Here is a 22,782-nt window from a genome sequence, read left to right as displayed (position 1 = left end):
TCGAGGCAGGCAATGAACAGATAAGGTGGGCCTTAAGGCCTGGAGACTGGAAAGGGACATCGTTTTCGGTGTCCCCTTCGATCTTTGAAACCGGTGGTCCGCCTTAGGAAAAGAAGAACAGCCCGTGCCGTTTTGCTGGCACGCGAAGAACAAACACAAGGATAACGTCGAATGAACGGCCAAAATATCCGCATTCGCCTGAAGGCGTTCGATCACCGAATTCTCGATGCTTCCACGCGCGAGATTGTGTCGACGGCGAAGCGCACCGGGGCTAGTGTCCGGGGCCCCGTTCCGCTTCCGACCCGCATCGAGAAGTTTACGGTCAACCGGTCCCCGCACATCGACAAGAAGAGCCGCGAGCAGTTCGAGATGCGCACGCATAAGCGCCTCCTCGACATCGTAGACCCGACCCCGCAGACGGTGGACGCGCTGATGAAGCTCGATCTCGCCGCCGGTGTCGATGTTGAGATCAAGCTCTGAGCCTGGGCTCGAGCGGATTTGGAAGGATTGAACCGATGCGTTCAGGTGTGATTGCACAGAAGGTGGGAATGACCCGCGTCTACAACGACGCCGGCGAGCATGTCCCGGTAACGGTATTGCGTATGGAAGGCTGCCAGGTCGTTTCTACGCGCACTGTAGAAAAGAATGGCTATACCGCAGTTCAGCTCGGTGCTGGCCAGGCGAAGGTTAAGAACACGTCCAAGGCGATGCGCGGCAACTTTGCTGTCGCCAACGTCGAGCCGAAGGCCAAGCTCGCAGAATTCCGCGTTTCGGAAGACAACCTGCTCGAGGTCGGCACCGAGCTCAAGGCTGGTCACTTCGCTGCAGGTCAGCTCGTCGATGTGACGGGTACGACCATCGGTAAGGGTTTTGCCGGCGCCATGAAGCGCCACGGCTTCGGCGGTCTGCGCGCCACGCACGGTGTGTCCGTTTCGCACCGTTCGCATGGTTCGACGGGTTCGCGCCAGGATCCAGGCAAGGTTTTCAAGAACAAGAAGATGGCTGGTCACATGGGCCAGACGCGCGTAACGACTCAGAACCTGGAAGTGGTTTCGACCGATGAAGATCGCGGTCTGATCCTGATCAAGGGTGCAGTACCCGGTTCCAAGGGTGCCTGGATCATCGTGCGCGATGCCGTCAAGTCGGCAGCGAAGTAAGGAGCCGGACCAATGGAATTCAACGTCAAGACCCTCGAGGGAAAAGACGCAGGGAAGGTTTCTCTCTCTGACGCGATTTTCGGCCTCGAGCCCCGCGAAGACATTCTTGCCCGCGTCATCCGCTGGCAGCTTGCCAAGAAGCAGCAGGGCACGCACCAGGCAAAGGGCCGCGCGGACGTTTCGCGTACCGGCGCCAAGATGTACAAGCAGAAGGGTACGGGCCGCGCTCGTCACCATTCGGCTCGCGCTCCGCAGTTCCGCGGCGGTGGTAAGGCTCACGGCCCGGTCGCCCGCAGCCACGAGCACGACCTTCCGAAGAAGGTTCGCGCTCTCGGCCTGCGCCACGCTCTGTCGGCCAAGTTCAAGTCCGAGGACGTCATCGTCATCGACAATCTGGTCGCTGCTGAAGCAAAGACCAAGGCTCTCGCATCCGTTTTTGAGACGCTGGGGCTGACCAATGCGCTCTTCATCGGCGGCGCTGAGCTTGACGGCAACTTCAAGCTTGCAGCAAAGAACATCCCGAACATCGATGTTCTGCCGATCCAGGGCATCAACGTTTACGACATCGTGCGCCGCGGCAAGCTCGTGCTTTCCAAGGCTGCCGTTGAAGCTCTAGAGGAGCGTTTCAAGTGACCGATCTTCGCCACTACGATGTGATCGTCTCGCCGGCGATCACCGAAAAGTCCACGCTGGTATCGGAAAACAACCAGGTTGTTTTCAACGTCGCCAAGGCGGCCACGAAGCCGGAAATCAAGGCTGCAGTCGAGGCGCTCTTCGGCGTCAAGGTCACGGCCGTCAACACTCTGCTCCGCAAGGGCAAGACCAAGCGTTTCCGCGGTTTTGTAGGCAAGCAGAAGGACGTGAAGAAGGCTGTCGTGACGCTGGCTGAAGGCCAGACGATCGACGTCTCCACCGGTCTCTGAGGAATTAGAAAATGGCATTGAAAACATTCAATCCTACGACCCCGAGCCAGCGCCAGCTCGTCATCGTTGACCGTTCTGGCCTGTGGAAGGGCAAGCCGGTCAAGGTGCTGACGGAAGGCCTGACTTCCAAGGGTGGCCGCAACAACGCCGGCCGCATCACGGTCCGCTTCCAGGGCGGCGGTCATAAGCGCACCTATCGTCTCGTCGACTTCAAGCGCCGCAAGTTTGACGTCGAGGGCACGGTCCAGCGTATCGAATATGACCCGAACCGCACGGCATACATCGCGCTCGTAACCTACACGGACGGCGAACAGGCCTACATCCTCGCTCCGCAGCGCCTCGCTGCCGGCGACAAGGTCATCGCTTCCGACAGGGCCGTCGACGTGAAGCCGGGCAACACCATGCCGCTTCAGTTCATCCCGGTCGGCTCCATCATCCACAACGTGGAAATGAAGCCGGGCAAGGGCGGTCAGATCGCACGTTCGGCTGGCGGTTACGCACAGCTCGTCGGCCGCGACCAGGGCATGGCGATCCTTCGCCTGAACTCGGGCGAACAGCGCCTCGTCCACGGCACCTGCCTGGCGACGATCGGTGCCGTTTCCAACCCGGACCACGGCAACATCAATGATGGCAAGGCCGGCCGTTCGCGCTGGCGTGGCAAGAAGCCGCACAACCGCGGCGTCGTCATGAACCCAGTCGACCATCCGCACGGCGGTGGTGAAGGCCGCACCTCGGGTGGCCGTCATCCGGTTACCCCGTGGGGCAAGCCGACCAAGGGCAAGCGCACCCGGTCGAACAAGTCGACCGACAAGATGATCATGCGCTCGCGTCATCAGCGTAAGAAGTAAGAGAGGAAGTCTCCAATGGCTCGTTCAGTATGGAAAGGTCCGTTCGTTGACGGCTATCTTCTCAAGAAGGCTGAGAAGGTTCGTGAAGGCGGACGTGCAGAAGTAATCAAGATCTGGAGCCGTCGCTCCACGATCCTGCCGCAGTTCGTCGGTCTCACCTTCGGCGTCTACAACGGCAGCAAGCATGTTCCGGTCAGCGTCAATGAAGACATGGTCGGTCACAAATTCGGTGAATTCTCTCCGACCCGGACCTATTACGGTCACGGTGCGGACAAGAAGGCAAAGAGGAAGTAACAATGGGCAAGGCAAAAGCCGAACGCCGGCTGAAGGACAACGAGGCGCAAGCAGTCGCCCGCACGCTCCGCGTCAGCCCACAGAAGCTCAACCTGGTTGCTGCGGCCATCCGCGGCAAGAAGGTTGACCGCGCACTCGCTGAGCTGGAGTTCTCCCGCAAGCGTATCGCAGGCGCCGTCAAGAAGACGCTCGAATCTGCGATCGCCAATGCCGAGAACAACCACGATCTCGACGTCGACTCGCTGGTCGTAGCAGAAGCCTATGTCGGCAAGTCGATCGTCATGAAGCGCTTCCACGCTCGTGGCCGCGGCCGTGCATCTCGCATCGAGAAGCCGTTCGCCCACCTGACGATCGTCGTCCGCGAAGTGCAGGCACAAGAGGAGGCCGCATAATGGGTCAGAAAATCAATCCAATCGGTTTCCGTCTTGGCATCAACCGCACCTGGGATAGCCGCTGGTTCGCGGACAATGCCGAGTACGGTCAGCTCCTGCACGAAGACCTGAAGATGCGCAAGTTCGTCATGAGCGAACTGAAGCAGGCTGGTATTGCAAAGGTCGTCATCGAGCGTCCGCACAAGAAATGCCGCGTCACGATCCACTCGGCTCGCCCGGGTCTGATCATCGGCAAGAAGGGTGCAGACATCGACAAGCTCCGCAAGAAGCTGTCGGACATGACGAACTCCGAAACGCACCTCAACATCGTCGAAGTGCGCAAGCCGGAAGTCGACGCGACGCTCGTCGCACAGTCGATTGCCCAGCAGCTGGAACGCCGCGTGGCTTTCCGCCGCGCCATGAAGCGCGCTGTTCAGTCTGCAATGCGTCTTGGCGCCGAAGGCATCAGGATCACCTGCGCAGGCCGTCTCGGCGGCGCGGAAATCGCTCGTACCGAATGGTACCGCGAAGGCCGCGTTCCGCTGCACACCCTGCGTGCGGACATCGACTACGGTACGGCTGAAGCCGAAACCGCATTCGGCATCTGCGGCATCAAGGTCTGGATCTTCAAGGGCGAAATCCTTGAACACGATCCGCTGGCCTCCGAGCGCCGCGCACTCGAGGGTGACGCTCAGGGTCCGGCAAGCCGTGATCGCGATCGTCGCCGCGACAACGCTTGATAGCGTTGGTGGCAGATAAGTTCGGAGAATAAGAAAATGTTGCAGCCAAAGCGTACCAAGTACCGCAAGCAATTCAAGGGCCGCATCAAGGGCGTCGCCAAGGGTGGTTCCGACCTCGCCTTCGGTGAATTCGGCCTGAAGGCTCAGGAGCCCAACCGCGTCAACGCACGTGAAATCGAAGCGGCCCGCCGCGCGATCACGCGCTACATGAAGCGCGCCGGCCGTGTATGGATCCGCGTGTTCCCGGACGTTCCGGTAACCGCAAAGCCGACCGAAGTCCGCATGGGTAAGGGTAAGGGCTCCGTCGAATATTGGGCATGCAAGGTCAAGCCTGGCCGCATGATGTTCGAGATCGACGGCGTCACCGAAGAAATCGCCCGCGAGGCGCTTCGTCTCGGCTCGGCCAAGCTCTCGGTCAAGACGCGCTTCGTTCAGCGCATTGCAGAGTAAGGAGAGGCAGATGAAAGCCGAAGAAGTCCGCGGCCTCACGGCCGATCAGCTCAAGGACAAGCTCGCCAACCTCAAGAAGGAGCAGTTCAACCTGCGCTTCCAGAAGGCAACCGGCCAGCTCGAAAAGTCCTCGCGCATCAACGAAGTCCGCAAGGACATCGCCCGCGTGAAAACCATTGCCCGCCAGAAGGCGGCAGAAGCAAAGGCGTAAAGGAAGAATAACATGCCGAAGCGCATTCTGCAGGGCGTTGTCGTTGGCGACAAGAACGAGAAGACTGTCGTAGTTCGCGTTGAGCGCCGTTTTGCTCACCCGCTGCTTCAGAAGACCGTTCGTCGTTCCAAGAAGTACAAGGCCCACGACGAAAACAACCAGTACAAGATCGGCGATACCGTATCCATCGAGGAATGCGCACCGATCTCCAAGGACAAGCGCTGGACGGTCATTTCCGCCCAGGGCAAGTAACAGAATTTTGCGCGAGGCCTTGCGTCTCGCCGAAATTTCTGTATGAAGCAGCGTCAGAACGCTCGAATGCCGGGCGTTCTTTTGCTTTGAGCGCATGGAAGGTCCCGTCGGGAAACCACCTTGGCACGATTTTTCCCGCGCTATTCAAGCTATTGCCGTGTCTGTACCCGCCCTTGAGGCGGGTTCGGCGGGCTGACAATTTTCATGAGCCGGGGTAGGGGGCGCAAGCCCAACCATTCCGGTAAAACAAGAAGGCGACCTGATATGATTCAGATGCAAACAAACCTCGACGTCGCGGATAATTCCGGCGCACGTCGTGTCATGTGCATCAAGGTGCTGGGCGGCTCGAAGCGCAAGTATGCCTCGATCGGCGACGTCATCGTCGTTTCGATCAAGGAAGCGATCCCGCGCGGCCGCGTGAAGAAGGGTGACGTGATGAAGGCGGTGGTTGTTCGCACCGCCAAGGAAATCCGTCGCGTGGATGGCAGCATCATCCGCTTCGACACGAATGCAGCAGTCCTCATCGACAACAAGAAAGAGCCGATCGGCACCCGTATCTTCGGACCGGTTCCGCGCGAACTTCGCGCCAAGAACCACATGAAGATCATCTCGCTGGCTCCCGAAGTACTGTAAGGAGCGGGAACGATGCAGAAGATTCGTAAAGGCGACAAGGTCGTCATGCTCGCAGGCAAGGACAAAGGCCGTACCGGCGAAGTCCTCCAGGTTCTGCCGAAGGAAGATCGCGCGGTCGTCCGTGGCGTCAACGTCGTCAAGCGCCACCAGCGCCAGACGCAGACGCAGGAAGCCGGCATCATCAGCAAGGAAGCCTCGGTTCACCTGTCCAACATTGCAATCGTCGACAAGGACGGCAAGCCGACCCGCGTCGGTTTCAAGGTCGTTGACGGCAAGAAGGTCCGTGTGGCCAAGCGTTCTGGAGATGTGATCGATGGCTGAGGCAAAGTACGAGCCGCGGCTCAAGAAGGAATATGTCGAGCGCATCCGCAAGGCGATGCAGGAGAAGTTCTCCTATGCCAACGAGATGCAGATCCCGAGGCTCGACAAGATCGTAATCAACATGGGTGTTGGCGAAGCAACGGCTGATTCGAAGAAGCCGACGATTGCCGCAGCCGACCTGGCAGCGATCGCCGGCCAGAAGCCGGTCATCACCCGTGCACGCAACTCCATCGCTGGCTTCAAGGTCCGCGAGCAGATGCCGATCGGCGCCAAGGTCACCCTGCGCGGCGCCCGCATGTACGAGTTCCTGGACCGTCTCGTGAACATCGCGCTTCCGCGCGTTCGCGACTTCCGCGGCCTGAACCCGAAGAGCTTTGACGGCCGTGGCAACTTCGCCATGGGCATCAAGGAGCACATTGTGTTCCCTGAGATCAACTACGACAAGGTTGATCAGATGTGGGGCATGGACATCATCGTTTGCACGACGGCAACGAAGGACGACGAAGCACGAGCTCTGCTGACAGAGTTCAACTTCCCGTTCCGTCAGTAACCGTAACGACGAGCGTAGAAAAGGAACCTGACATGGCGAAGACAAGCGCAGTTGAAAAGAACAAGCGCCGCCGTACTACGGTCGCAAATCAGGCTGCCAAGCGCGCAGCCCTGAAGGCGATCATCATGAACCAGTCTCTTCCGATCGAAGAGCGGTTCAAGGCCTCGATCAAGCTGGCATCCCTGCCGCGCGATGGATCGAAGACCCGCATTCGCAACCGTTGCGAAGTATCGGGCCGCCCGCGCGCGTACTACCGCAAACTGCGCATGTCGCGTATCGCGCTGCGTGAACTGGGCAATCTCGGCAAGGTGCCGGGCATCGTCAAGTCGAGCTGGTAAGGAGCAGGTTAGATGACAATGACTGATCCGTTGGGCGATATGCTCACTCGCATCCGCAACGGCGCTTCCCGCCGCAAGTCGTCGGTTTCGACGCCTGCGTCCAAGCTCCGTGCACGCGTTCTCGATGTCCTGCAGTCCGAAGGCTACATCCGTGGCTATTCCGTTGTCGATTTCGGCAATGGCAAGTCGGAACTCAGCATCGAGCTGAAGTACTACGAAGGCACATCGGTGATCCGTGAGATCGGCCGTGTGTCCAAGCCGGGCCGCCGGGTTTATGTCTCGGTCAAGTCCATTCCGCAGGTCGCGAACGGTCTCGGCATCACCATCCTTTCGACTCCGAAGGGCGTGATGGCCGATCACCAGGCTCGCGAACAGAACGTTGGTGGCGAGGTTCTTTGCTCTGTCTTCTAAGACAGGGCAGGGATCTCCATTGCGAACAGACAGGATTTAAACATGTCTCGTATCGGTAAGAAGCCCGTTCAGGTACCTGCTGGAATCACGGCTACGGTCGATGGCCAGAAGGTTACTGCAAAGGGCCCGAAGGGCGAGCTGTTCTTCGTCGCAAACGACGAAGTCGGCGTAAAGCTCGAAGATAACGCGGTCGTGGTCACGCCGCTCAACCAGACCAAGGATGCTCGCGCAAAGTGGGGTATGTCCCGCACAATGATCGAGAACATCTTCAAGGGCGTCAAGGACGGTTACGAGCGCAAGCTCGAAATCAACGGCGTTGGTTATCGTGCATCCATGCAGGGCAAGAACCTGCAGCTGGCTCTCGGTTTCAGCCACGACGTGGTCTATGAGCCGCCGGTCGGTATCTCGATCGCTGTTCCGAAGCCGACGGAAATCGTCGTCACCGGCATCAACAAGCAGCAGGTCGGTCAGGTCGCCGCCGAAATCCGCGAATACCGCGGTCCCGAGCCCTACAAGGGCAAGGGCGTGAAGTATGCTGACGAGCGCATCGTCCGCAAAGAAGGCAAGAAGAAGTAAGGATCACGCGAAATGGCTAGCAGGAAAGAAGCACTTGCACGTCGTGCCAACCGCGTGCGCCGTCAACTCAAGTCGGTGGCCAATGGCCGTCCGCGCCTGTCGGTTCATCGCTCCTCGAAGAACATCTACGCACAGATCATCGATGATGTGGCCGGCAAGACGCTTGCGGCTGCCTCCACGCTCGACAAGGATCTGCGCGGTTCTCTGAAGACCGGTGCCGACACCGCAGCAGCTGCCCTCGTCGGCAAGCTCGTTGCAGAGCGCGCCTCCAAGGCCGGCGTCAAGGAAGTCGTATTCGACCGTGGCGCCTTCATCTATCACGGCCGCATCAAGGCTCTTGCAGAAGCAGCCCGCGAAGGCGGTCTGACCTTCTAAGGAGATTTCCGGCCGCGCGTCTTTTGGACAGCGGCCGGATTTTCACCGGACCGCAAACGCTCCCGCAAGGGAGACCGATGCGGTCCTCGTTTGTTTGCCGATTGCACCCGGAAAAGAAAAAGGAAGAGGACAATGGCACAGGAAAGAAGGGGTTCTCGCGAAGATCGCCAGAGCCGCGAAGAGCGCGACAGCGAATTCGTCGACAAGCTTGTCGCGATCAACCGCGTCGCCAAGGTTGTTAAGGGTGGCCGCCGTTTCGGTTTCGCCGCTCTCGTCGTCGTCGGTGACCAGAAAGGCCGCGTAGGCTTCGGTCACGGTAAGGCACGCGAAGTGCCGGAAGCGATCCGCAAGGCAACGGAAGCCGCCAAGCGCGAGCTGATCTTCGTTCCCCTGCGTGAAGGCCGCACCCTGCATCACGACGTCCATGGCCGCCATGGCGCCGGCAAGGTTCTGCTGCGCTCGGCCAAGGTCGGTACCGGTATCATCGCCGGCGGTCCGATGCGCGCCGTTTTCGAAACGCTCGGCGTTCACGACGTTGTCGCCAAGTCGACCGGTTCCTCGAACCCGTACAACATGGTTCGCGCAACCTTCGACGCTCTGAAGCACCAGGTTCACCCGAAGGACATCGCAGCTCAGCGCGGCATCAAGTATGCTACGCTCCAGGCTCGCCGTGCCGCCTCCGGCAACGCCTCTGAAGAATAAGAGGAGTCTGACCCATGGCTAAGGCTACTAAGAAGACCGAAGCGAAGACGGTTACCGTCGAGCAGATCGGCAGCCCGATTCGCCGGCCGGCTGTACAGCGCCAGACGCTGATCGGCCTCGGCCTCAACAAGATGCACCGGACCCGCACCCTGGAAGATACGCCTTCCGTTCGCGGCATGATCCGTGCTGTCCAGCATCTCGTTCGCGTCGTCGACGAGAAGTGAGACGGAGGTTATCATCATGAAACTCAATGAAATCAGAGATAACGAAGGTTCGACCCACAGCCGCAAGCGCCTCGGCCGCGGTATCGGTTCGGGCTCGGGCAAGACCGGTGGTCGCGGTGTGAAGGGTCAGAAGTCCCGTTCCGGCGTCGCCATCAACGGTTTTGAAGGTGGTCAGATGCCAATCTACCGCCGTCTGCCGAAGCGCGGCTTCACGAACATCTTCAAGGCCGACTTCGTCGTCGTCTCTCTCGCACGCATCCAGGCTGCGATCGACGCCGGCAAGCTCGACGCCAAGGCGACTGTCGATGCCGCAGCCCTCAAGGCCGCCGGTGTGATCCGCCGCGCCAAGGACGGCGTTCGCGTTCTCGCCGACGGCGAGCTGAAGGCAAAGATCAAGCTCGAAGTCGCAGGCGCTTCCAAGCCCGCCGTCGAGAAGATCGAAAAGGCCGGCGCGTCGATCACGCTTCTTTCTGCCGCAGCGGCAGAATAATAATCTTATGATATGTCGCCCGGGGTGGCTTCACACCGGGCGATTTTGCTCCCATATGTGGGCCTCACAAGAATCTGCATCGTTGCACCCCGCAGCATGCCGGTTTCGACGAAATCAAGGGTGAGGCATAGGTTGCGCCAGCAATCCGTCCGTAGCCCGATTGTGAATAATTTGATTACTGATTCCGGGTCCGGCACTCGCTCGAAGCGCCCGAATTGGTAGCGCGGAGAATCGCATGGCGTCTGCAGCGGAACAATTGGCTTCCAATCTTAGTTTTTCGACCTTCGCCAAAGCCGAGGATCTCAAGAAGCGCCTGTGGTTCACGCTGGCAGCTCTCCTCGTCTATCGTCTTGGTACGCACATTCCGCTTCCGGGCCTCAATCCCGAAGCCTATGCCCAGGCCTTCCGCGGCCAGGCGGGCGGCATTCTCGGCCTCTTCAACATGTTTTCGGGCGGCGCCGTCGAGCGCATGGCGATCTTCGCGCTCGGCATCATGCCCTATATCTCCGCTTCGATCATCGTGCAGTTGATGACCTCGGTCGTGCCGGCGCTCGAAAACCTGAAGAAGGAAGGCGAGCAGGGCCGCAAGATCATCAACCAGTACACCCGCTACGGCACCGTGCTGCTCGGCGCACTGCAGGCCTATGGCATCGCGGTCGGCCTTGAAAGCGGCAGCGGCCTCGTGGTCGATCCGGGCTGGTTCTTCCGTATTTCCACCGTCATCACACTGCTCGGCGGCACGATGTTCCTGATGTGGCTCGGCGAACAGATCACCTCGCGCGGCATCGGCAACGGCATTTCGCTGATCATTTTCGCAGGCATCGCTGCCGGTCTTCCGAGCGCGCTTGCCGGCACGCTCGAACTCGGCCGCACCGGTGCGCTTTCGACGTCGCTGATTCTCGCTGTCATCCTGATCGCAATGGCCGTTATCGCCGTCATCGTCTTCGTCGAGCGCGCCCAGCGCCGGCTGCTGATCCAGTATCCGAAGCGTCAGGTCGGCAACCGGATGTTCCAGGGCGATACCTCGCACCTGCCGCTGAAGTTGAATACCTCGGGCGTCATCCCGGCAATCTTCGCCTCGTCGCTGCTGCTTCTGCCAGCGACCGTCGCGGGCTTTGCCAACACGACGTCTCTGCCGTCCTGGGCGACGGTGATCGTTGCGGCGCTCGGCCACGGCCAACCGCTCTATATGCTGCTCTACGCGGCGTTGATCGCGTTCTTTGCCTTCTTCTACACGGCCATCGTCTTCAATCCGAAGGACACGGCCGACAATCTGAAGAAGCATGGCGGCTTCATTCCCGGCATCCGTCCAGGCGAGCGCACCGCCGAATATATCGATTTCGTCCTGACCCGCATCACGGTCATCGGCGCGATCTATCTCGTCTTCGTCTGCATCCTGCCTGAGATCCTGGTGTCGCAAACCGGCATCCCATTGGCCCTTGGTGGTACTTCGCTTTTGATCGTGGTTAGCGTAACTCTTGATACGGTGGCTCAGATCCAGGGTCATCTGATTGCACAGCAGTACGAAGGCCTGATCAAGAAATCGAAGTTGCGTGGAGGAAAGAGGGGGCGATGAGACTCATACTTTTGGGGCCGCCGGGCGCGGGCAAGGGAACCCAGGCCCAGCGGATCGTGGAGAAGTACGGCATACCGCAGCTTTCCACGGGTGACATGCTTCGCGCTGCCGTTCACGCTGGAACCGAGGTCGGCAAGCGGGCCGATGCCTTGATGAAGGCGGGCAAGCTTGTGCCCGATGAAGTCGTCAACGCCATCGTCTCCGAGCGCATCGACCAGCCGGACTGTGCGAATGGCTTCATCCTCGACGGTTTCCCCCGGACGCTGATCCAGGCGGATGCCACGGAAGCGATGCTTCGCGCAAAGGGTCTCGACCTTTCCGTCGTCATCGAGTTGAAGGTCAACGACGACGAGCTCATTCGCCGTGTTGCAGGGCGCTATTCATGCGCACAATGCGGCAGCGTCTACCATGACACCGACAAGGCCCCGGAAAGCGAAGGCGTCTGCGACAAGTGCGGTTCGACGCATTTCAAGCGCCGGCCGGACGATAACCCGGAGACGATGACGGCGCGGCTTCAGGTCTATTACAAGGAAACCTCGCCGTTGATCGGCTATTACTACGCCAAGGGGAAGCTCAAGAGCGTGGACGGCATGGCCGACATAGACCACGTCACTGGCGAGGTCGATACCATCCTTTCGAAGCTTTAAGGCTTTGAAAATAAACTTGGCGGGACCGGTTGCCTTTCAGCGCTGATTCCGCTAAACACCGCGCCAACTCGCGATATTCGATGCGATCGGCGCGGATTTCCCAAAGGAAGTCCGGGTTCGGTCGTTTTGACATGTTACGAACCCAAATTTGAACGAGCGGCCCTTCGGAGGGCGGCATAATCGAAGCCCTCTTGCCGGATGGCAACTGGAACTCAAGGAGAATAGGCGTGGCACGTATCGCTGGCGTCAACATCCCGACTGCGAAGCGCGTCGTTATCGCGCTGACCTACATTCACGGGATCGGTTCGAAATTCGCACAGGAAATCGTCGAGAAGGTCGGCATCCCGGCTGATCGCCGCGTGCACCAGCTCACGGACGCTGAAGTTCTTCAGATCCGCGAAACGATCGACCGCGACTATCAGGTCGAAGGTGATCTTCGTCGCGAAACCTCGATGAACATCAAGCGTCTGATGGACCTCGGCTGCTACCGCGGCCTGCGTCATCGCCGCGGCCTGCCGGTTCGCGGTCAGCGCACGCACACCAATGCCCGCACCCGCAAGGGCCCGGCAAAGGCGATCGCTGGTAAGAAGAAGTAATTTCCGGGAAACCGGGAGTGGGAGGCTGGCGGTCTGCGCCGGCCTCTTTTGAGTTTGGGGCGGGGCTGCAAGGCGCCGTTCCGGTGTAGCCGCTGGCATTACGGCGGTGAAGATATCCAAGAAAGGGATACAATGGCCAAGGAAGCCGTCCGCGTTCGCCGTCGCGAACGTAAAAACATTTCGTCGGGTGTGGCTCACGTCAACTCGACCTTCAACAACACGATGATCACCATCACTGACGCGCAGGGCAATGCAATCGCCTGGTCGTCCGCCGGTGCCAAGGGCTTTAAGGGTTCGCGCAAGTCGACCCCGTTCGCGGCCCAGATCGCTGCTGAAGATGCTGCCAAGAAGGCGCAGGAACATGGCATGAAGTCGCTGGAAGTCGAAGTTTGCGGTCCGGGTTCTGGTCGTGAATCCGCTCTGCGCGCGCTCCAGGCTGCCGGTTTCATGATCACGTCCATCCGCGACGTGACGCCGATCCCGCACAATGGCTGCCGCCCGCGCAAGAAGCGCCGCGTCTGATCATCGCCACTCACAACACCGGTGAGCGTTTTGTTGACGCTCCCGGTGCTTCTCAAGCTCGGTTGCCACGATTGGATGGTGGCAACGAACGGAAGGCAAAAAAATGATCCAGAAGAACTGGCAGGAATTGATCAAGCCGAACAAGGTCGAGTTCTCTTCGAACTCGCGCATCAAGGCGACGCTCGTTGCAGAGCCGCTGGAGCGCGGTTTCGGCCTGACCCTCGGCAACGCGCTTCGTCGCGTTCTGCTCTCGTCGCTGCGCGGTGCCGCTGTGACGGCCGTGCAGATCGACGGCGTGCTGCACGAATTCTCCTCGATTCCGGGCGTCCGCGAAGACGTGACGGATATCGTGCTCAACATCAAGGAAATCGCCATCAAGATGGATGGCGACGACGCAAAGCGCATGGTCGTCCGCAAGCAGGGCCCGGGCGTTGTGACGGCTGGCGACATCCAGACGGTCGGCGATATCGAAATCCTCAACCCTGAGCATGTCATCTGCACGCTCGACGAGGGCGCCGAGATCCGCATGGAATTCACCGTCAACAACGGCAAGGGCTACGTTCCGGCCGAACGCAATCGTGCGGAAGATGCTCCGATCGGCCTGATCCCGGTCGACAGCCTCTATTCGCCGGTCAAGAAGGTGTCCTACAAGGTTGAAAACACCCGCGAAGGACAGGTTCTCGACTACGACAAGCTGACGATGACCATCGAAACCGATGGCTCCGTTTCCGGCGAAGACGCCGTCGCTTTTGCGGCGCGCATCCTCCAGGACCAGCTTGGCGTCTTCGTCAACTTCGACGAGCCGCAGAAGGAAGCCGAAGAGGAAGCAGTCACCGAACTCGCTTTCAACCCGGCGCTCCTCAAGAAGGTAGACGAACTCGAACTGTCGGTCCGCTCGGCAAACTGCCTGAAGAACGACAACATCGTCTACATCGGCGACCTCATTCAGAAGACCGAAGCAGAAATGCTCCGCACGCCGAATTTTGGTCGCAAGTCGCTGAACGAAATCAAGGAAGTTCTCGCTTCCATGGGCCTGCATCTCGGCATGGAAGTGCCGGCATGGCCGCCTGAGAACATCGAAGATCTCGCCAAGCGGTACGAAGACCAGTACTAACCATCAAACGGCGGGCGAGATGCCTGCATGTGAAGGAGAATAGCAATGCGCCACGGTAAAGCCGGCCGCAAGCTGAATAGAACCGCAAGCCACCGCAAGGCGATGTTCGCCAACATGGCGGCTTCGCTCATCACGCATGAGCAGATCGTGACGACCCTGCCGAAAGCAAAGGAAATCCGTCCGATCGTTGAAAAGCTCGTTACCCTCGGCAAGCGCGGCGACCTGCACGCTCGCCGTCAGGCGATTTCGCAGATCAAGGACGCCGCAGTCGTTTCGAAGCTTTTCGACACGATCGCTTCGCGCTACGCAACCCGCAATGGCGGCTACCTGCGTATCATGAAGGCCGGCTTCCGCCAGGGCGATAACGCCGCTCTCGCCGTCATCGAATTCGTTGACCGCGACACCTTCGCCAAGGGCGCAGCCGACAAGGCCCGCTCCGCCGCCGAAGAGCAGGCCGTCGCCGCCTAATATTGTCCGGTTCACCGGAAGCAAGCAGCCGGGCTCGAGAAGCCCGGCTTTTTTTGTTTGTCGCTTTTGGACGTGTTGAACGCCGATTGCGCTATGCGAAACTGACGCGGCTGGCGATTTCAACGCCGTTATAGCCTGACACTGCAGGCTCACGCGGCGGTCGCCGCCGCCCGGCTGTCTTGCCGTCCTTGCCCGCGCTTCCTGCTGCGGGCGATCGGCCTCCAGGAGCGGTAGAGGATCAGCAGGATCAGAAGGCCGACATAGATGTATTGCTCGGGGCCTAAGACCTTGGTCGAGAGGGCGAAGTGCAGCGCGCCGCAGGCTGCGACGATGTAGACGAGGCGGTGGAGGCGGACCCAAGCCGGGCCGAGGCGGCGGATCGAGAAATTGTTGGATGTCAGCGCAAGCGGAATGAGCAGCGTCAGGCCCGCCATGCCGAACATGATGAAGGGCCGTTTCACGACATCGTCGATGACAGCTTGAATGATCAATTCCTGGTCGAGCACCATGTAGACGGTGAAATGCATTGCGACATAGTAGAAGCAGAGCAGGCCGAGGCAACGGCGGTAGCGCAGGTAATTCCAGCCGAAGAGATCGCGGGCAGGGCTGACGGCGAGCGTCAGGATCAGGAAGCGGATCGCCCAGATGCCGAGAAACAGTTCGAAGGTCTTGACCGGATCGGCGCCGAGACCGTCCGTGGCGCCGAGGTAGAAATACCAGGCGGCGGGCAGGAGCCCCGCCACGTAGAGCAGCCAGACGGATGCCGGCTGCCAGCGTTTCGCAAGCGTCAGCGAGAAATCCGTCATCAGAAATTCGCCTTCAGGTCCATACCGGAATAGAGGCTTGCGACCTCATCGGCGTAACCGTTGAAAGGCAGCGTCGGATGGCGGCTGGCGCCGAAGAAGCCGCTTTCGCCGATGCGCCGTTCGCTCGCCTGGCTCCAGCGGGGATGATCGACCGCCGGATTGACGTTGGCATAGAAGCCGTATTCCTGCGGGTTGGTGACCTGCCAGGTGTTCTCCGGCTGCTGGTCGGTGAGCGTGATCTTCACGATCGACTTGATGCCCTTGAAGCCGTATTTCCACGGCACGACGAGGCGGATGGGCGCACCATTCTGGTTCGGCAGCGTTTCGCCATAGAGACCGACGGCAAGCAGCGTCAGCGGGTGGCGGGCCTCGTCGAGGCGCAGGCCCTCGACATAAGGCCATTCGAGTGACTGGAAGATGCCTTTCTGGCCCGGCATTTCGTCCGGCCGGACGACGGTTTCAAAGGCGACGTACTTGGCGCTGCCCAGCGGCTCCACCTTGTCGAGCAGGGCTGCAAGCGGGAAGCCGTCCCAGGGGATCACCATCGACCAGGCCTCGACACAGCGCATGCGGTAGACGCGCTCCTCGATCGGAAATTCCTTGATCAGGGCCTCGATATCGAAGGTGCCCGGTTTGCCGACCATGCCGTCGACCTTAACGGTCCAGGGCAGGGGCTTGAAGTCGCCGGAAAGGGCCGCGGGATCTCCCTTGTCGAGGCCGAATTCGTAAAAGTTGTTATAGGTCGTCACATCCTTCAGCGGCGTCGTTTTTTCATCGACCTTGTACTTGCTCTCGATGACGGAAAGTGCCGCAGCGCTCGCCTTGCCGGCCCCATAGAGCGCCATGGCGCCGAGCGTTGCAGCCCCAAGGAACTCGCGGCGGCGGAGATAGACCTGGCGCGGCGTGACCTCCGAAGACGGGATCTTTGGCGGATGATAAGCCGGCATTTCGAAATCCTCCTGGGCGGGAACGGCCCGATATCTCAATAAACGCATCAGCAGCGTCTTTGGATGACTGTGTAGGCCTTGAAGATTGCTTTCGGGAAGCCAATTTTTTGTGTTCGGGTGTGATGGAATAGACTGTAACAAAAGGCTGCGATCCACCGTATATGCCAGATGGGCGCAAATGGGCGGCGTACCGGATTTGCCCTTGCCGGTAGTGACAGTCCCGGCTGATTGGATTAGGACAATTCCAAAATGCAGCGGCTGCCCGGCCTGCAAGCTTTCTTGCCGTCCCGCATCGTCCGCGCAATTTCCGCAGATCAAGGAAGAAACCGATGCCAGCTTACCGTTCCAGAACCACGACTCACGGCCGCAACATGGCGGGCGCGCGCGGCCTTTGGCGCGCGACGGGCATGAAGGACGCGGATTTCGGCAAGCCGATCATCGCAGTGGTGAATTCCTTCACCCAGTTCGTGCCTGGCCACGTGCATCTGAAGGACCTCGGCCAGCTTGTCGCCCGCGAGATCGAAGCGGCCGGTGGCGTTGCCAAGGAATTCAACACGATCGCCGTCGACGACGGCATCGCCATGGGCCATGACGGCATGCTCTATTCGCTGCCGTCGCGCGAACTGATCGCCGACAGCGTCGAATACATGGTCAACGCCCATTGCGCCGACGCCATGGTCTGCATCTCGAACTGCGACAAGATCACCCCCGGCATGCTGATGGCGTCGCTGCGCCTCAACATCCCGTCGGTCTTCGTTTCCGGCGGCCCGATGGAAGCTGGCAAGGTCGTGCTGCAGGGCAAGAAGCATGCGCTCGATCTGGTCGATGCCATGGTTGCCGCCGCTGACGACAAGATCAGCGACGAGGATGTTCAGACGATCGAGCGCTCAGCCTGTCCGACCTGCGGCTCGTGCTCCGGCATGTTCACGGCCAATTCCATGAACTGCCTGACAGAAGCGCTCGGCCTGTCGCTGCCCGGCAACGGCTCGACACTTGCAACCCATGCCGACCGCAAGCGCCTCTTCGTCGAGGCCGGGCACCTGATCGTCGATCTCGCCCGCCGATACTACGAGCAGGACGACGTCAAGGCGCTGCCGCGCACGATCGCTTCGAAGCGGGCCTTTGAAAACGCCATGGCGCTCGATATCGCCATGGGCGGCTCGACCAATACCGTTCTGCACATCCTGGCTGCCGCCCATGAAGGCGAGGTCGATTTCACGCTGGCCGACATCGACGCGCTGTCGCGCCGCGTGCCGTGCCTTTCCAAGGTCGCGCCGGCCAAGGCCGACGTGCACATGGAAGACGTCCACCGCGCCGGCGGCATCATGTCGATCCTCGGCGAGCTGGACAAAGGCGGTCTGCTCAACCGCGACTGCCCGACCGTTCATGCCGAGACGCTGGGTGACGCCATCGATCGCTGGGATATCACCCGCACCAGCAGCGAGACGGTTCGCGACTTCTACCTCGCGGCCCCCGGCGGCATCCCGACCCAGGTCGCCTTCAGCCAGAACGCCCGCTGGGAAGAGCTGGATACCGACCGGGAAAAGGGCGTCATCCGCTCGGTCGAGCATCCGTTCTCGAAGGATGGCGGCCTGGCTGTCCTCAAGGGTAACCTCGCGCTCGACGGCTGCATCGTGAAGACGGCGGGCGTCGATGAATCGATCCTGAAATTCTCCGGTCCGGCCAAGGTCTACGAAAGCCAGGATGCTGCGGTGAAAGCCATCCTCGGCAATGAGGTGGTCGCGGGCGACGTCGTCGTCATCCGCTACGAGGGCCCGAAGGGCGGCCCCGGCATGCAGGAAATGCTCTATCCGACGAGCTATTTGAAGTCGAAGGGCCTCGGCAAGGCGTGCGCGCTGATCACCGACGGCCGCTTCTCCGGTGGCACCTCCGGCCTCTCGATCGGCCACGTTTCGCCGGAAGCGGCGAACGGCGGCACGATCGGCTTGGTGCGCCCGGGTGACGTGATCGATATCGACATCCCGAACCGCACGATCAGCCTGCGCATCAGCGACGGCGAACTTGCGACCCGCCGTTCCGAGCAGGAAGAGAAGGGCTGGCATCCGGCCGAACACCGCAAGCGCAATGTCACGACGGCGCTGAAGGCCTATGCGGCTTTCGCGACGAGCGCGGACCGCGGCGCGGTGCGCGATCTCGGCGGCCGCTGAGGAACTGCAAGACTCAATCAGGAGACGGCGCGTTGCGGAATGCGGGCGCCGTTTTGTTTGTCTGTTCAGAGTAGTGCGGAATATCTTCCTTTGCAGATAAGGTGTCAGAGCGGTCTGCCGCTCGCACCTTGTCAGTAAATCTTAGATTCGATGGCGAAGTAGTGCAGCCTTGAAGGGCACGGCAACTATGCGCCCCCAAGACGGTCGTTAAGACACCCGGTTTGAATGATGCGGAGCTGGCGCGCGAAAGCCTCGCCCATCTGGAGCGGTATATCCGCCTCCTTTTTCGTGTTGCCGAGGACATGGCGTGAGCGAGATCGACCGAAACTCCATCAAACGCATGTTCTTCCGCCTCTAGGATCCACCGCGTGCAGCCCGATACGACTCCAAACGCCGTCAACCCATAAGTCCGTACCGCCCTAAGACCGCAATCTGGCAGCTAAAGGATAATCCGTTCATTGAGGCGCTGTGCAAAGAATGGGGGGACGACAGCCTGTCTGACCAGGACGGCGGCGCGGGTTGCTCATCGCTTCGTATTTCGATCCGGCAGCTTCGCGCCCCCCAACCGGCCATTCCCGCAAGTTCTGTGTGCGTCACGCCCGACTCGCCCGAACGCTCAGCCACCGATCATGGGGCTTTCCGACGCACCGACGTACCTCGCTGACGATCCAGCCGGCGTCTGTGAGTGCGGACCGCAGGGCAGACTCGCGCCAGTACGTCTCGACGTAGCGCCGGGGCGCTGCAGCACTGCCGTGTGTGGACACATCCTCGCCTTCGCCCTCTCTAACCGAGGCGTGCAACCGGCCACCGGTCCGGGTCGCCTCGGCAAGCCGTCCAAGCACCGTGCCGAAATCCTCGCGCGCGACATGAATCAGGCAGGCACAGGCCCAGATCCCGTCGTACGGCGTGCCGGGACGCTGCGGGTCGGCCAAGTCTTCGGTCAGCGGGTCCAACAGGTCGGCCCCGAAGCCTCTTACGCGAAGCAGTTCGACGAAGCCCTTTGAAATGTCGGTGCGCCGGACGCTAATTCCCCGCTTCTCAAGCTCAAGTGCATCTCGCCCGCCACCGCTTCCGATCTCCAGCACCCTGCCCGAGCCGCCCAGCTCGGTCACGAATGCATCGATCTCTGTTGCGACCCATTCGGGCATCGCCGCGGCCTCGGCAGCATACTCCGCCGCGACCGTATCATAGGACCGCACGGTATCCAGGTCGGTGCTCATGTTAGCGCTCCTCCTTCAAGACAAGAGGCCTGATGAGCGAGAGGCCCATCAGCCCGTTGCGCCCTTCACGCTTCGGCAGTTGGTGACATCGCGGGCGATTTGCTTCCCAGCTTTAGCAGAAATGCGGTCAGAGACACCACCGACCGAGCCAATGCTGCCGGGCGGCAATGCGCTTTCATTTCCGCCATTCAGACCACCGTTGCAGCTTCCCGAAAGCTGACGGTCTGCTAAGCCGGCACTAAGGCCTCGAATGGGGTGGTAGCGGTTACGCCGCCGGTCACAGGTCCTGGAACACCGCCCAAGGCGTTGATGTTAATGCGAGCATCCAAAATATCAAGCAAGTACTCCTTCGCGGCCTCGTCTAGGCTATCCGCCCGCGTGGTCGTTGCCACCGTGCGCGGCGATGAACATGGCGACGGCCGACCGGCAATAGGATTCGATTTCGTTGTCGTCCTCTGCTCTCGCCTCATCGAAGCGTGCGATAATCAGGAGATCGGATCCTTTGAAAAGCGCGGCAAACAAGCGGGCGGACCGGAGAGGATCGGGCACGTTCAGAACCGCCTTCGCGTGCAACTGACGCAACAGGGCCTCGATTTGGGCGATGATATGGGCGGGGCCGTCTTCGTAATGGAGCTTGCTTAACGACTTTTGATTCGTCTTGTCGGCCATGATCATGGCTTCGACACTGCGGACGTCCGGGCTCAACAGCGTGCGAAGCAGGGATGATCCCACCGCCATGAGCTGATCTTCGGCCGAACCGTCGACGCCTTCAAAAAGGGCCTGTGGTGCAAACTGATGGCAGCGGGCCGCGATGGCCGCGCTGAACAGCGCCTCCTTGTTCTCGAAGTGCCGATAGATGCTGAGCTTGGATATCTTCGCTCGCTGGGCGACCTTGTCCAATGTCGTCGCTTGAAAACCCAATTCCACAAAGAGTTCGCACGCGGCGTCGACTATCGTTTGGCCAAGCGCCTCGTTGGCGGGCCGGCCGCGCTGGGCCTGGCTATTTTCGGTCACGACAATTCCAGTACTTGACAGTATCCTAATTCTTTAATTACGATACCATGTAGTATCCAAAATGTGCAAGCCAATGGGTGGGTTTCAACCATGTCCTCTAAATCAAATTTCCCGGGCCGCCCGGCGATATCGAATGCGGGCATCGTCCGGTCGGTCAACACAGTGATGGGCGACTTTCTCGCCGATGCCGAGGCCCTGCTCGCTGCCCGTCTCGAGCGCGTATCGCTGGATGATATTGCGCGCCAGGCTCAGTACCCCCTCCAACCACAACACGGAGCCCATCACCATGGATGACGTCATCATCATCGGCGGCAGCTTTGCCGGTCTCGCCGGCGCCCTGCAGCTCGGCCGTGCCCGCCGCAAGGTCACCGTTCTCGATACCGGCCTGCCGCGCAACCGCTTCGCCGGCCACTCGCATGGCCTGCTCGGCCACGATCACAAGCCGCCGCTGGACATCCTGGCCGAGGCGCGGCAGCAGCTGGCGCGTTATCCCACGATCAGGCTGGTCAATGCCCGGGCCGACAGCGTCTCCGGCGCCGTCGACGATTTCTCCGTCCTCACTGGCGATGGCGCAAGCCTTGGGGCGCGTCGCCTGATCCTGAGCTATGGCGTCGCCGACCAGATGCCTGATGTGCCGGGCTTTGCCGAAAGCTGGGGCACATCCATCGTGCCCTGCCCCTATTGCGACGGCTTTGAAGTCGCCGGCCAGCATTGGGGCCTCGTCTGGTCCGGCCCGCAGTCGCACAATCAGGTCAGGCTGTTCCACGATTGGACCGACAGGTTGACGCTCTTCGCCGATGGTCACGACATTCCGCCCGATATCCGGGCCGATCTGGCGCGTCGCAACATACCTGTCGTCGAGGGCCGGATCACCGAGATCGCCCGTCACGGGGGCCATAGCGCCACCGTCAAGCTCGATACCGGCCCCGATGTCGCGGTCGACATCCTGTTCGCGCATCCGCGCAACAAGCCGTCCGCAAGCCTGCATGAATCACTGGGTCTCGCCACGGTCGATACGCCCCTCGGCATCGCCCTCAAGGTCGACGAGCGCCGCGAAACCAGCATGCCCGGCATCTACGCCGCCGGCGACCTCGCCAACCCCCTCATGCCCTCGGTCACCACGGCATCATGGCAAGGCGCGATGGCGGGTATCTTCGCCCAGCAGTCGATGCTGGTTTGAGAGCACAGATTGGAGATGAGCATGGCCGTCGAACCGGACAGCGCGGGTGTGCGCTTCCCTCCGCCCTTCGTCTATCTGGGAGCGCTGCTGTTGGGGCTGGCGGCGGAGCGGTTCGTCACCCTGCGCTCTTTCGGCATCGACTGGCGGTTGCTGGTCGCGACGGGCGCGCCGCTGTTCGTTGCCGGCGCGGCGATGATGCTTGCGGCGGCGGGGCTGTTCCGGCGGCTGGGCACCAACGTTCCGCCGTCGCAGCCAACGACCCTCATCGCAACGACCGGTCCGTATCGGTGGACCCGCAATCCCATGTATCTCGGCATGGCGCTTATCTATGCCGGCCTTGCGATCGGCTTCGACGGGCCGATCGCCTTCGCCTTGCTCCCGTTGGTGCTGATCGCGATCCAGACGCAGGTGATCGCCCGCGAGGAGCGCTATCTCGAAGCGAAGTTCGGCGACGACTACCGCCGCTACAAGGCCGAGGTTCGCCGCTGGCTCTGACTATTCCGCCGCTGCCGCCTGCGGGGCCTTCTGATAAACCAGCACCGGCTTCCTTGCCGCGAGCTATCATATTCTGAAGGTTGCGGGCCGGTGTCACGGAAAACCGACTGGCCGGCTGACCCCGCAGTACACCCAGCGCCTGAGGAGACGCACATGTCCAAAA

Annotated in this window: 35 protein-coding genes; 30 read left to right on the top strand and 5 right to left on the bottom strand. The window is 60.7% G+C overall.

Annotation, left to right across the window (positions count from 1 at the left end; translation table 11 throughout):
* The first annotated feature begins 171 nt into the window (after positions 1–171).
* The 27 genes from rpsJ to rplQ all read left to right on the top strand — a co-directional run bounded on the left by rpsJ (position 172) and on the right by rplQ (position 14,789).
* Complete coding sequence (gene rpsJ, locus ACZ9DP_RS26990; protein WP_003547547.1) at positions 172–480, top strand: 30S ribosomal protein S10; 309 nt, start codon at positions 172–174, stop codon at positions 478–480.
* Between the two features lie 35 nt (positions 481–515).
* Positions 516–1,157, top strand: a complete 642-nt coding sequence (gene rplC, locus ACZ9DP_RS26985) for a 50S ribosomal protein L3 (protein ID WP_022718392.1) — start codon at positions 516–518, stop codon at positions 1,155–1,157.
* A gap of 12 nt (positions 1,158–1,169) precedes the next feature.
* Positions 1,170–1,790 carry a 50S ribosomal protein L4 gene (gene rplD, locus ACZ9DP_RS26980; protein WP_022718391.1) on the top strand — a complete coding sequence of 207 codons (621 nt, stop codon included), beginning with the start codon at positions 1,170–1,172 and terminating at the stop codon, positions 1,788–1,790.
* Positions 1,787–2,080: a 50S ribosomal protein L23 gene (locus ACZ9DP_RS26975; protein WP_022718390.1), complete on the top strand. Its 294-nt coding sequence runs from the start codon at positions 1,787–1,789 to the stop codon at positions 2,078–2,080. Before rplD ends, ACZ9DP_RS26975 begins: the two co-directional genes overlap by 4 nt.
* An 11-nt stretch (positions 2,081–2,091) precedes the next feature.
* The gene (rplB, locus tag ACZ9DP_RS26970) at positions 2,092–2,928 is read left to right on the top strand and encodes a 50S ribosomal protein L2 (RefSeq protein ID WP_074067598.1); all 837 of its coding nucleotides are present in this window, start codon (positions 2,092–2,094) and stop codon (positions 2,926–2,928) included.
* 15 nt (positions 2,929–2,943) lie between these two features.
* Positions 2,944–3,222 (top strand): 30S ribosomal protein S19, encoded by a 279-nt coding sequence (gene rpsS / locus ACZ9DP_RS26965; RefSeq protein WP_007531666.1) that lies wholly within the window; start codon positions 2,944–2,946, stop codon positions 3,220–3,222.
* A gap of 2 nt (positions 3,223–3,224) precedes the next feature.
* Entirely contained in the window at positions 3,225–3,614 is a 390-nt protein-coding gene (gene rplV, locus ACZ9DP_RS26960) for a 50S ribosomal protein L22 (protein WP_022718388.1), read from the top strand.
* Positions 3,614–4,333: a 30S ribosomal protein S3 gene (gene rpsC, locus ACZ9DP_RS26955; protein ID WP_022718387.1), complete on the top strand. Its 720-nt coding sequence runs from the start codon at positions 3,614–3,616 to the stop codon at positions 4,331–4,333. Before rplV ends, rpsC begins: the two co-directional genes overlap by 1 nt.
* 36 nt (positions 4,334–4,369) lie before the next feature.
* Positions 4,370–4,783, top strand: coding sequence for a 50S ribosomal protein L16 (rplP, locus tag ACZ9DP_RS26950; protein ID WP_022718386.1), 414 nt, complete (start codon positions 4,370–4,372; stop codon positions 4,781–4,783).
* 10 nt (positions 4,784–4,793) lie between these two features.
* On the top strand, positions 4,794–4,994 hold the full coding sequence (gene rpmC, locus ACZ9DP_RS26945; RefSeq protein ID WP_022718385.1) for a 50S ribosomal protein L29: 201 nt from the start codon (positions 4,794–4,796) through the stop codon (positions 4,992–4,994).
* A 12-nt stretch (positions 4,995–5,006) separates the two neighbouring features.
* Positions 5,007–5,246, top strand: coding sequence for a 30S ribosomal protein S17 (gene rpsQ, locus ACZ9DP_RS26940; RefSeq protein ID WP_003547557.1), 240 nt, complete (start codon positions 5,007–5,009; stop codon positions 5,244–5,246).
* A gap of 264 nt (positions 5,247–5,510) precedes the next feature.
* Positions 5,511–5,879 carry a 50S ribosomal protein L14 gene (gene rplN / locus ACZ9DP_RS26935; RefSeq protein WP_018900268.1) on the top strand — a complete coding sequence of 123 codons (369 nt, stop codon included), beginning with the start codon at positions 5,511–5,513 and terminating at the stop codon, positions 5,877–5,879.
* Between the two features lie 12 nt (positions 5,880–5,891).
* A complete protein-coding gene (gene rplX, locus ACZ9DP_RS26930) occupies positions 5,892–6,200 on the top strand; it encodes a 50S ribosomal protein L24 (protein WP_022718384.1) in 309 nt (102 codons plus the stop codon).
* Complete coding sequence (gene rplE / locus ACZ9DP_RS26925) at positions 6,193–6,750, top strand: 50S ribosomal protein L5 (RefSeq protein WP_022718383.1); 558 nt, start codon at positions 6,193–6,195, stop codon at positions 6,748–6,750. Before rplX ends, rplE begins: the two co-directional genes overlap by 8 nt.
* A 32-nt stretch (positions 6,751–6,782) precedes the next feature.
* The gene (gene rpsN / locus ACZ9DP_RS26920) at positions 6,783–7,088 is read left to right on the top strand and encodes a 30S ribosomal protein S14 (RefSeq protein WP_074067600.1); all 306 of its coding nucleotides are present in this window, start codon (positions 6,783–6,785) and stop codon (positions 7,086–7,088) included.
* 12 nt (positions 7,089–7,100) lie between these two features.
* On the top strand, positions 7,101–7,499 hold the full coding sequence (gene rpsH, locus ACZ9DP_RS26915; protein WP_022718381.1) for a 30S ribosomal protein S8: 399 nt from the start codon (positions 7,101–7,103) through the stop codon (positions 7,497–7,499).
* A gap of 42 nt (positions 7,500–7,541) precedes the next feature.
* Positions 7,542–8,075, top strand: a complete 534-nt coding sequence (rplF, locus tag ACZ9DP_RS26910) for a 50S ribosomal protein L6 (protein WP_022718380.1) — start codon at positions 7,542–7,544, stop codon at positions 8,073–8,075.
* Positions 8,076–8,087: 12 nt separating this feature from the next.
* The gene (gene rplR, locus ACZ9DP_RS26905) at positions 8,088–8,450 is read left to right on the top strand and encodes a 50S ribosomal protein L18 (RefSeq protein ID WP_022718379.1); all 363 of its coding nucleotides are present in this window, start codon (positions 8,088–8,090) and stop codon (positions 8,448–8,450) included.
* 132 nt (positions 8,451–8,582) lie between these two features.
* Entirely contained in the window at positions 8,583–9,152 is a 570-nt protein-coding gene (gene rpsE, locus ACZ9DP_RS26900; RefSeq protein WP_022718378.1) for a 30S ribosomal protein S5, read from the top strand.
* 14 nt (positions 9,153–9,166) lie between these two features.
* Positions 9,167–9,376: a 50S ribosomal protein L30 gene (gene rpmD, locus ACZ9DP_RS26895; RefSeq protein WP_022718377.1), complete on the top strand. Its 210-nt coding sequence runs from the start codon at positions 9,167–9,169 to the stop codon at positions 9,374–9,376.
* Positions 9,377–9,392: 16 nt separating this feature from the next.
* Entirely contained in the window at positions 9,393–9,866 is a 474-nt protein-coding gene (gene rplO, locus ACZ9DP_RS26890) for a 50S ribosomal protein L15 (RefSeq protein ID WP_022718376.1), read from the top strand.
* Positions 9,867–10,101: 235 nt separating this feature from the next.
* Positions 10,102–11,442, top strand: coding sequence for a preprotein translocase subunit SecY (gene secY / locus ACZ9DP_RS26885; protein ID WP_074067602.1), 1,341 nt, complete (start codon positions 10,102–10,104; stop codon positions 11,440–11,442).
* Positions 11,439–12,089, top strand: a complete 651-nt coding sequence (locus ACZ9DP_RS26880; protein ID WP_074067604.1) for an adenylate kinase — start codon at positions 11,439–11,441, stop codon at positions 12,087–12,089. The genes secY and ACZ9DP_RS26880 overlap by 4 nt, the downstream gene beginning before the upstream one ends.
* Positions 12,090–12,316: 227 nt before the next feature.
* Complete coding sequence (rpsM, locus tag ACZ9DP_RS26875) at positions 12,317–12,685, top strand: 30S ribosomal protein S13 (RefSeq protein WP_022718373.1); 369 nt, start codon at positions 12,317–12,319, stop codon at positions 12,683–12,685.
* 132 nt (positions 12,686–12,817) lie between these two features.
* Complete coding sequence (rpsK, locus tag ACZ9DP_RS26870) at positions 12,818–13,207, top strand: 30S ribosomal protein S11 (RefSeq protein ID WP_022718372.1); 390 nt, start codon at positions 12,818–12,820, stop codon at positions 13,205–13,207.
* 103 nt (positions 13,208–13,310) lie between these two features.
* A complete protein-coding gene (locus ACZ9DP_RS26865) occupies positions 13,311–14,321 on the top strand; it encodes a DNA-directed RNA polymerase subunit alpha (protein ID WP_022718371.1) in 1,011 nt (336 codons plus the stop codon).
* A gap of 45 nt (positions 14,322–14,366) precedes the next feature.
* Positions 14,367–14,789 (top strand): 50S ribosomal protein L17, encoded by a 423-nt coding sequence (gene rplQ / locus ACZ9DP_RS26860; RefSeq protein ID WP_039844646.1) that lies wholly within the window; start codon positions 14,367–14,369, stop codon positions 14,787–14,789.
* Positions 14,790–14,938: 149 nt separating this feature from the next.
* Here rplQ and msrQ read toward each other — a convergent pair whose 3' ends face one another.
* Positions 14,939–15,595: a protein-methionine-sulfoxide reductase heme-binding subunit MsrQ gene (gene msrQ, locus ACZ9DP_RS26855; protein WP_194729453.1), complete on the bottom strand. Its 657-nt coding sequence runs from the start codon at positions 15,593–15,595 to the stop codon at positions 14,939–14,941.
* A complete protein-coding gene (msrP, locus tag ACZ9DP_RS26850; RefSeq protein ID WP_476205487.1) occupies positions 15,595–16,542 on the bottom strand; it encodes a protein-methionine-sulfoxide reductase catalytic subunit MsrP in 948 nt (315 codons plus the stop codon). Before msrP ends, msrQ begins: the two co-directional genes overlap by 1 nt.
* A 329-nt stretch (positions 16,543–16,871) precedes the next feature.
* On the opposite strand from msrP, the gene ilvD reads away from it, so the two are divergent.
* Positions 16,872–18,710 carry a dihydroxy-acid dehydratase gene (gene ilvD / locus ACZ9DP_RS26845; RefSeq protein WP_476204115.1) on the top strand — a complete coding sequence of 613 codons (1,839 nt, stop codon included), beginning with the start codon at positions 16,872–16,874 and terminating at the stop codon, positions 18,708–18,710.
* 593 nt (positions 18,711–19,303) lie between these two features.
* On the opposite strand, the gene ACZ9DP_RS26840 is transcribed toward ilvD, so the two are convergent.
* The 3 genes from ACZ9DP_RS26840 to ACZ9DP_RS26830 form a co-directional block, all read right to left on the bottom strand.
* The gene (locus ACZ9DP_RS26840) at positions 19,304–19,930 is read right to left on the bottom strand and encodes a class I SAM-dependent methyltransferase (protein WP_476204114.1); all 627 of its coding nucleotides are present in this window, start codon (positions 19,928–19,930) and stop codon (positions 19,304–19,306) included.
* 366 nt (positions 19,931–20,296) lie between these two features.
* Positions 20,297–20,944 carry a TetR/AcrR family transcriptional regulator gene (locus ACZ9DP_RS26835; RefSeq protein ID WP_476204113.1) on the bottom strand — a complete coding sequence of 216 codons (648 nt, stop codon included), beginning with the start codon at positions 20,942–20,944 and terminating at the stop codon, positions 20,297–20,299.
* Between the two features lie 102 nt (positions 20,945–21,046).
* Positions 21,047–21,232, bottom strand: coding sequence for a hypothetical protein (locus tag ACZ9DP_RS26830; RefSeq protein WP_476204112.1), 186 nt, complete (start codon positions 21,230–21,232; stop codon positions 21,047–21,049).
* Here ACZ9DP_RS26830 and ACZ9DP_RS26825 point away from each other — a divergent pair.
* Positions 21,231–22,124, top strand: a complete 894-nt coding sequence (locus tag ACZ9DP_RS26825) for an NAD(P)/FAD-dependent oxidoreductase (RefSeq protein WP_476204111.1) — start codon at positions 21,231–21,233, stop codon at positions 22,122–22,124. The genes ACZ9DP_RS26830 and ACZ9DP_RS26825 overlap by 2 nt on opposite strands.
* Positions 22,125–22,145: 21 nt before the next feature.
* Positions 22,146–22,619: a methyltransferase family protein gene (locus tag ACZ9DP_RS26820; protein ID WP_476204110.1), complete on the top strand. Its 474-nt coding sequence runs from the start codon at positions 22,146–22,148 to the stop codon at positions 22,617–22,619.
* Positions 22,620–22,782 lie beyond the last annotated feature (163 nt).

This window comes from Rhizobium sp. USDA 4016 (assembly GCF_056279705.1).
The sequence above is the reverse complement of the archived record's forward strand: the minus strand, read 5'-3'. Positions and strand labels throughout refer to the sequence as shown.

Coding starts and splice junctions, on each gene's coding strand:
- rpmD (WP_022718377.1), top strand. CDS start 9,167: ATGGCTAAGGCTACTAAGAAGACCGAAGCGAAGACGGTTACCGTCGAG.
- rplC (WP_022718392.1), top strand. CDS start 516: ATGCGTTCAGGTGTGATTGCACAGAAGGTGGGAATGACCCGCGTCTAC.
- ilvD (WP_476204115.1), top strand. CDS start 16,872: ATGCCAGCTTACCGTTCCAGAACCACGACTCACGGCCGCAACATGGCG.
- rpsN (WP_074067600.1), top strand. CDS start 6,783: ATGGCGAAGACAAGCGCAGTTGAAAAGAACAAGCGCCGCCGTACTACG.
- rplF (WP_022718380.1), top strand. CDS start 7,542: ATGTCTCGTATCGGTAAGAAGCCCGTTCAGGTACCTGCTGGAATCACG.
- rplN (WP_018900268.1), top strand. CDS start 5,511: ATGATTCAGATGCAAACAAACCTCGACGTCGCGGATAATTCCGGCGCA.
- secY (WP_074067602.1), top strand. CDS start 10,102: ATGGCGTCTGCAGCGGAACAATTGGCTTCCAATCTTAGTTTTTCGACC.
- msrP (WP_476205487.1), bottom strand. CDS start 16,542: ATGCCGGCTTATCATCCGCCAAAGATCCCGTCTTCGGAGGTCACGCCG.
- ACZ9DP_RS26880 (WP_074067604.1), top strand. CDS start 11,439: ATGAGACTCATACTTTTGGGGCCGCCGGGCGCGGGCAAGGGAACCCAG.
- ACZ9DP_RS26840 (WP_476204114.1), bottom strand. CDS start 19,930: ATGAGCACCGACCTGGATACCGTGCGGTCCTATGATACGGTCGCGGCG.
- rpsK (WP_022718372.1), top strand. CDS start 12,818: ATGGCCAAGGAAGCCGTCCGCGTTCGCCGTCGCGAACGTAAAAACATT.
- ACZ9DP_RS26825 (WP_476204111.1), top strand. CDS start 21,231: ATGGATGACGTCATCATCATCGGCGGCAGCTTTGCCGGTCTCGCCGGC.
- rplP (WP_022718386.1), top strand. CDS start 4,370: ATGTTGCAGCCAAAGCGTACCAAGTACCGCAAGCAATTCAAGGGCCGC.
- ACZ9DP_RS26830 (WP_476204112.1), bottom strand. CDS start 21,232: ATGGTGATGGGCTCCGTGTTGTGGTTGGAGGGGGTACTGAGCCTGGCG.
- rpsS (WP_007531666.1), top strand. CDS start 2,944: ATGGCTCGTTCAGTATGGAAAGGTCCGTTCGTTGACGGCTATCTTCTC.
- rpsE (WP_022718378.1), top strand. CDS start 8,583: ATGGCACAGGAAAGAAGGGGTTCTCGCGAAGATCGCCAGAGCCGCGAA.
- ACZ9DP_RS26820 (WP_476204110.1), top strand. CDS start 22,146: ATGGCCGTCGAACCGGACAGCGCGGGTGTGCGCTTCCCTCCGCCCTTC.
- rplO (WP_022718376.1), top strand. CDS start 9,393: ATGAAACTCAATGAAATCAGAGATAACGAAGGTTCGACCCACAGCCGC.
- rpsJ (WP_003547547.1), top strand. CDS start 172: ATGAACGGCCAAAATATCCGCATTCGCCTGAAGGCGTTCGATCACCGA.
- ACZ9DP_RS26865 (WP_022718371.1), top strand. CDS start 13,311: ATGATCCAGAAGAACTGGCAGGAATTGATCAAGCCGAACAAGGTCGAG.
- rpsH (WP_022718381.1), top strand. CDS start 7,101: ATGACAATGACTGATCCGTTGGGCGATATGCTCACTCGCATCCGCAAC.
- rpsC (WP_022718387.1), top strand. CDS start 3,614: ATGGGTCAGAAAATCAATCCAATCGGTTTCCGTCTTGGCATCAACCGC.
- rplD (WP_022718391.1), top strand. CDS start 1,170: ATGGAATTCAACGTCAAGACCCTCGAGGGAAAAGACGCAGGGAAGGTT.
- rplB (WP_074067598.1), top strand. CDS start 2,092: ATGGCATTGAAAACATTCAATCCTACGACCCCGAGCCAGCGCCAGCTC.
- rplV (WP_022718388.1), top strand. CDS start 3,225: ATGGGCAAGGCAAAAGCCGAACGCCGGCTGAAGGACAACGAGGCGCAA.
- rpmC (WP_022718385.1), top strand. CDS start 4,794: ATGAAAGCCGAAGAAGTCCGCGGCCTCACGGCCGATCAGCTCAAGGAC.
- rpsQ (WP_003547557.1), top strand. CDS start 5,007: ATGCCGAAGCGCATTCTGCAGGGCGTTGTCGTTGGCGACAAGAACGAG.
- rplE (WP_022718383.1), top strand. CDS start 6,193: ATGGCTGAGGCAAAGTACGAGCCGCGGCTCAAGAAGGAATATGTCGAG.
- rplQ (WP_039844646.1), top strand. CDS start 14,367: ATGCGCCACGGTAAAGCCGGCCGCAAGCTGAATAGAACCGCAAGCCAC.
- rplR (WP_022718379.1), top strand. CDS start 8,088: ATGGCTAGCAGGAAAGAAGCACTTGCACGTCGTGCCAACCGCGTGCGC.
- msrQ (WP_194729453.1), bottom strand. CDS start 15,595: ATGACGGATTTCTCGCTGACGCTTGCGAAACGCTGGCAGCCGGCATCC.
- rplX (WP_022718384.1), top strand. CDS start 5,892: ATGCAGAAGATTCGTAAAGGCGACAAGGTCGTCATGCTCGCAGGCAAG.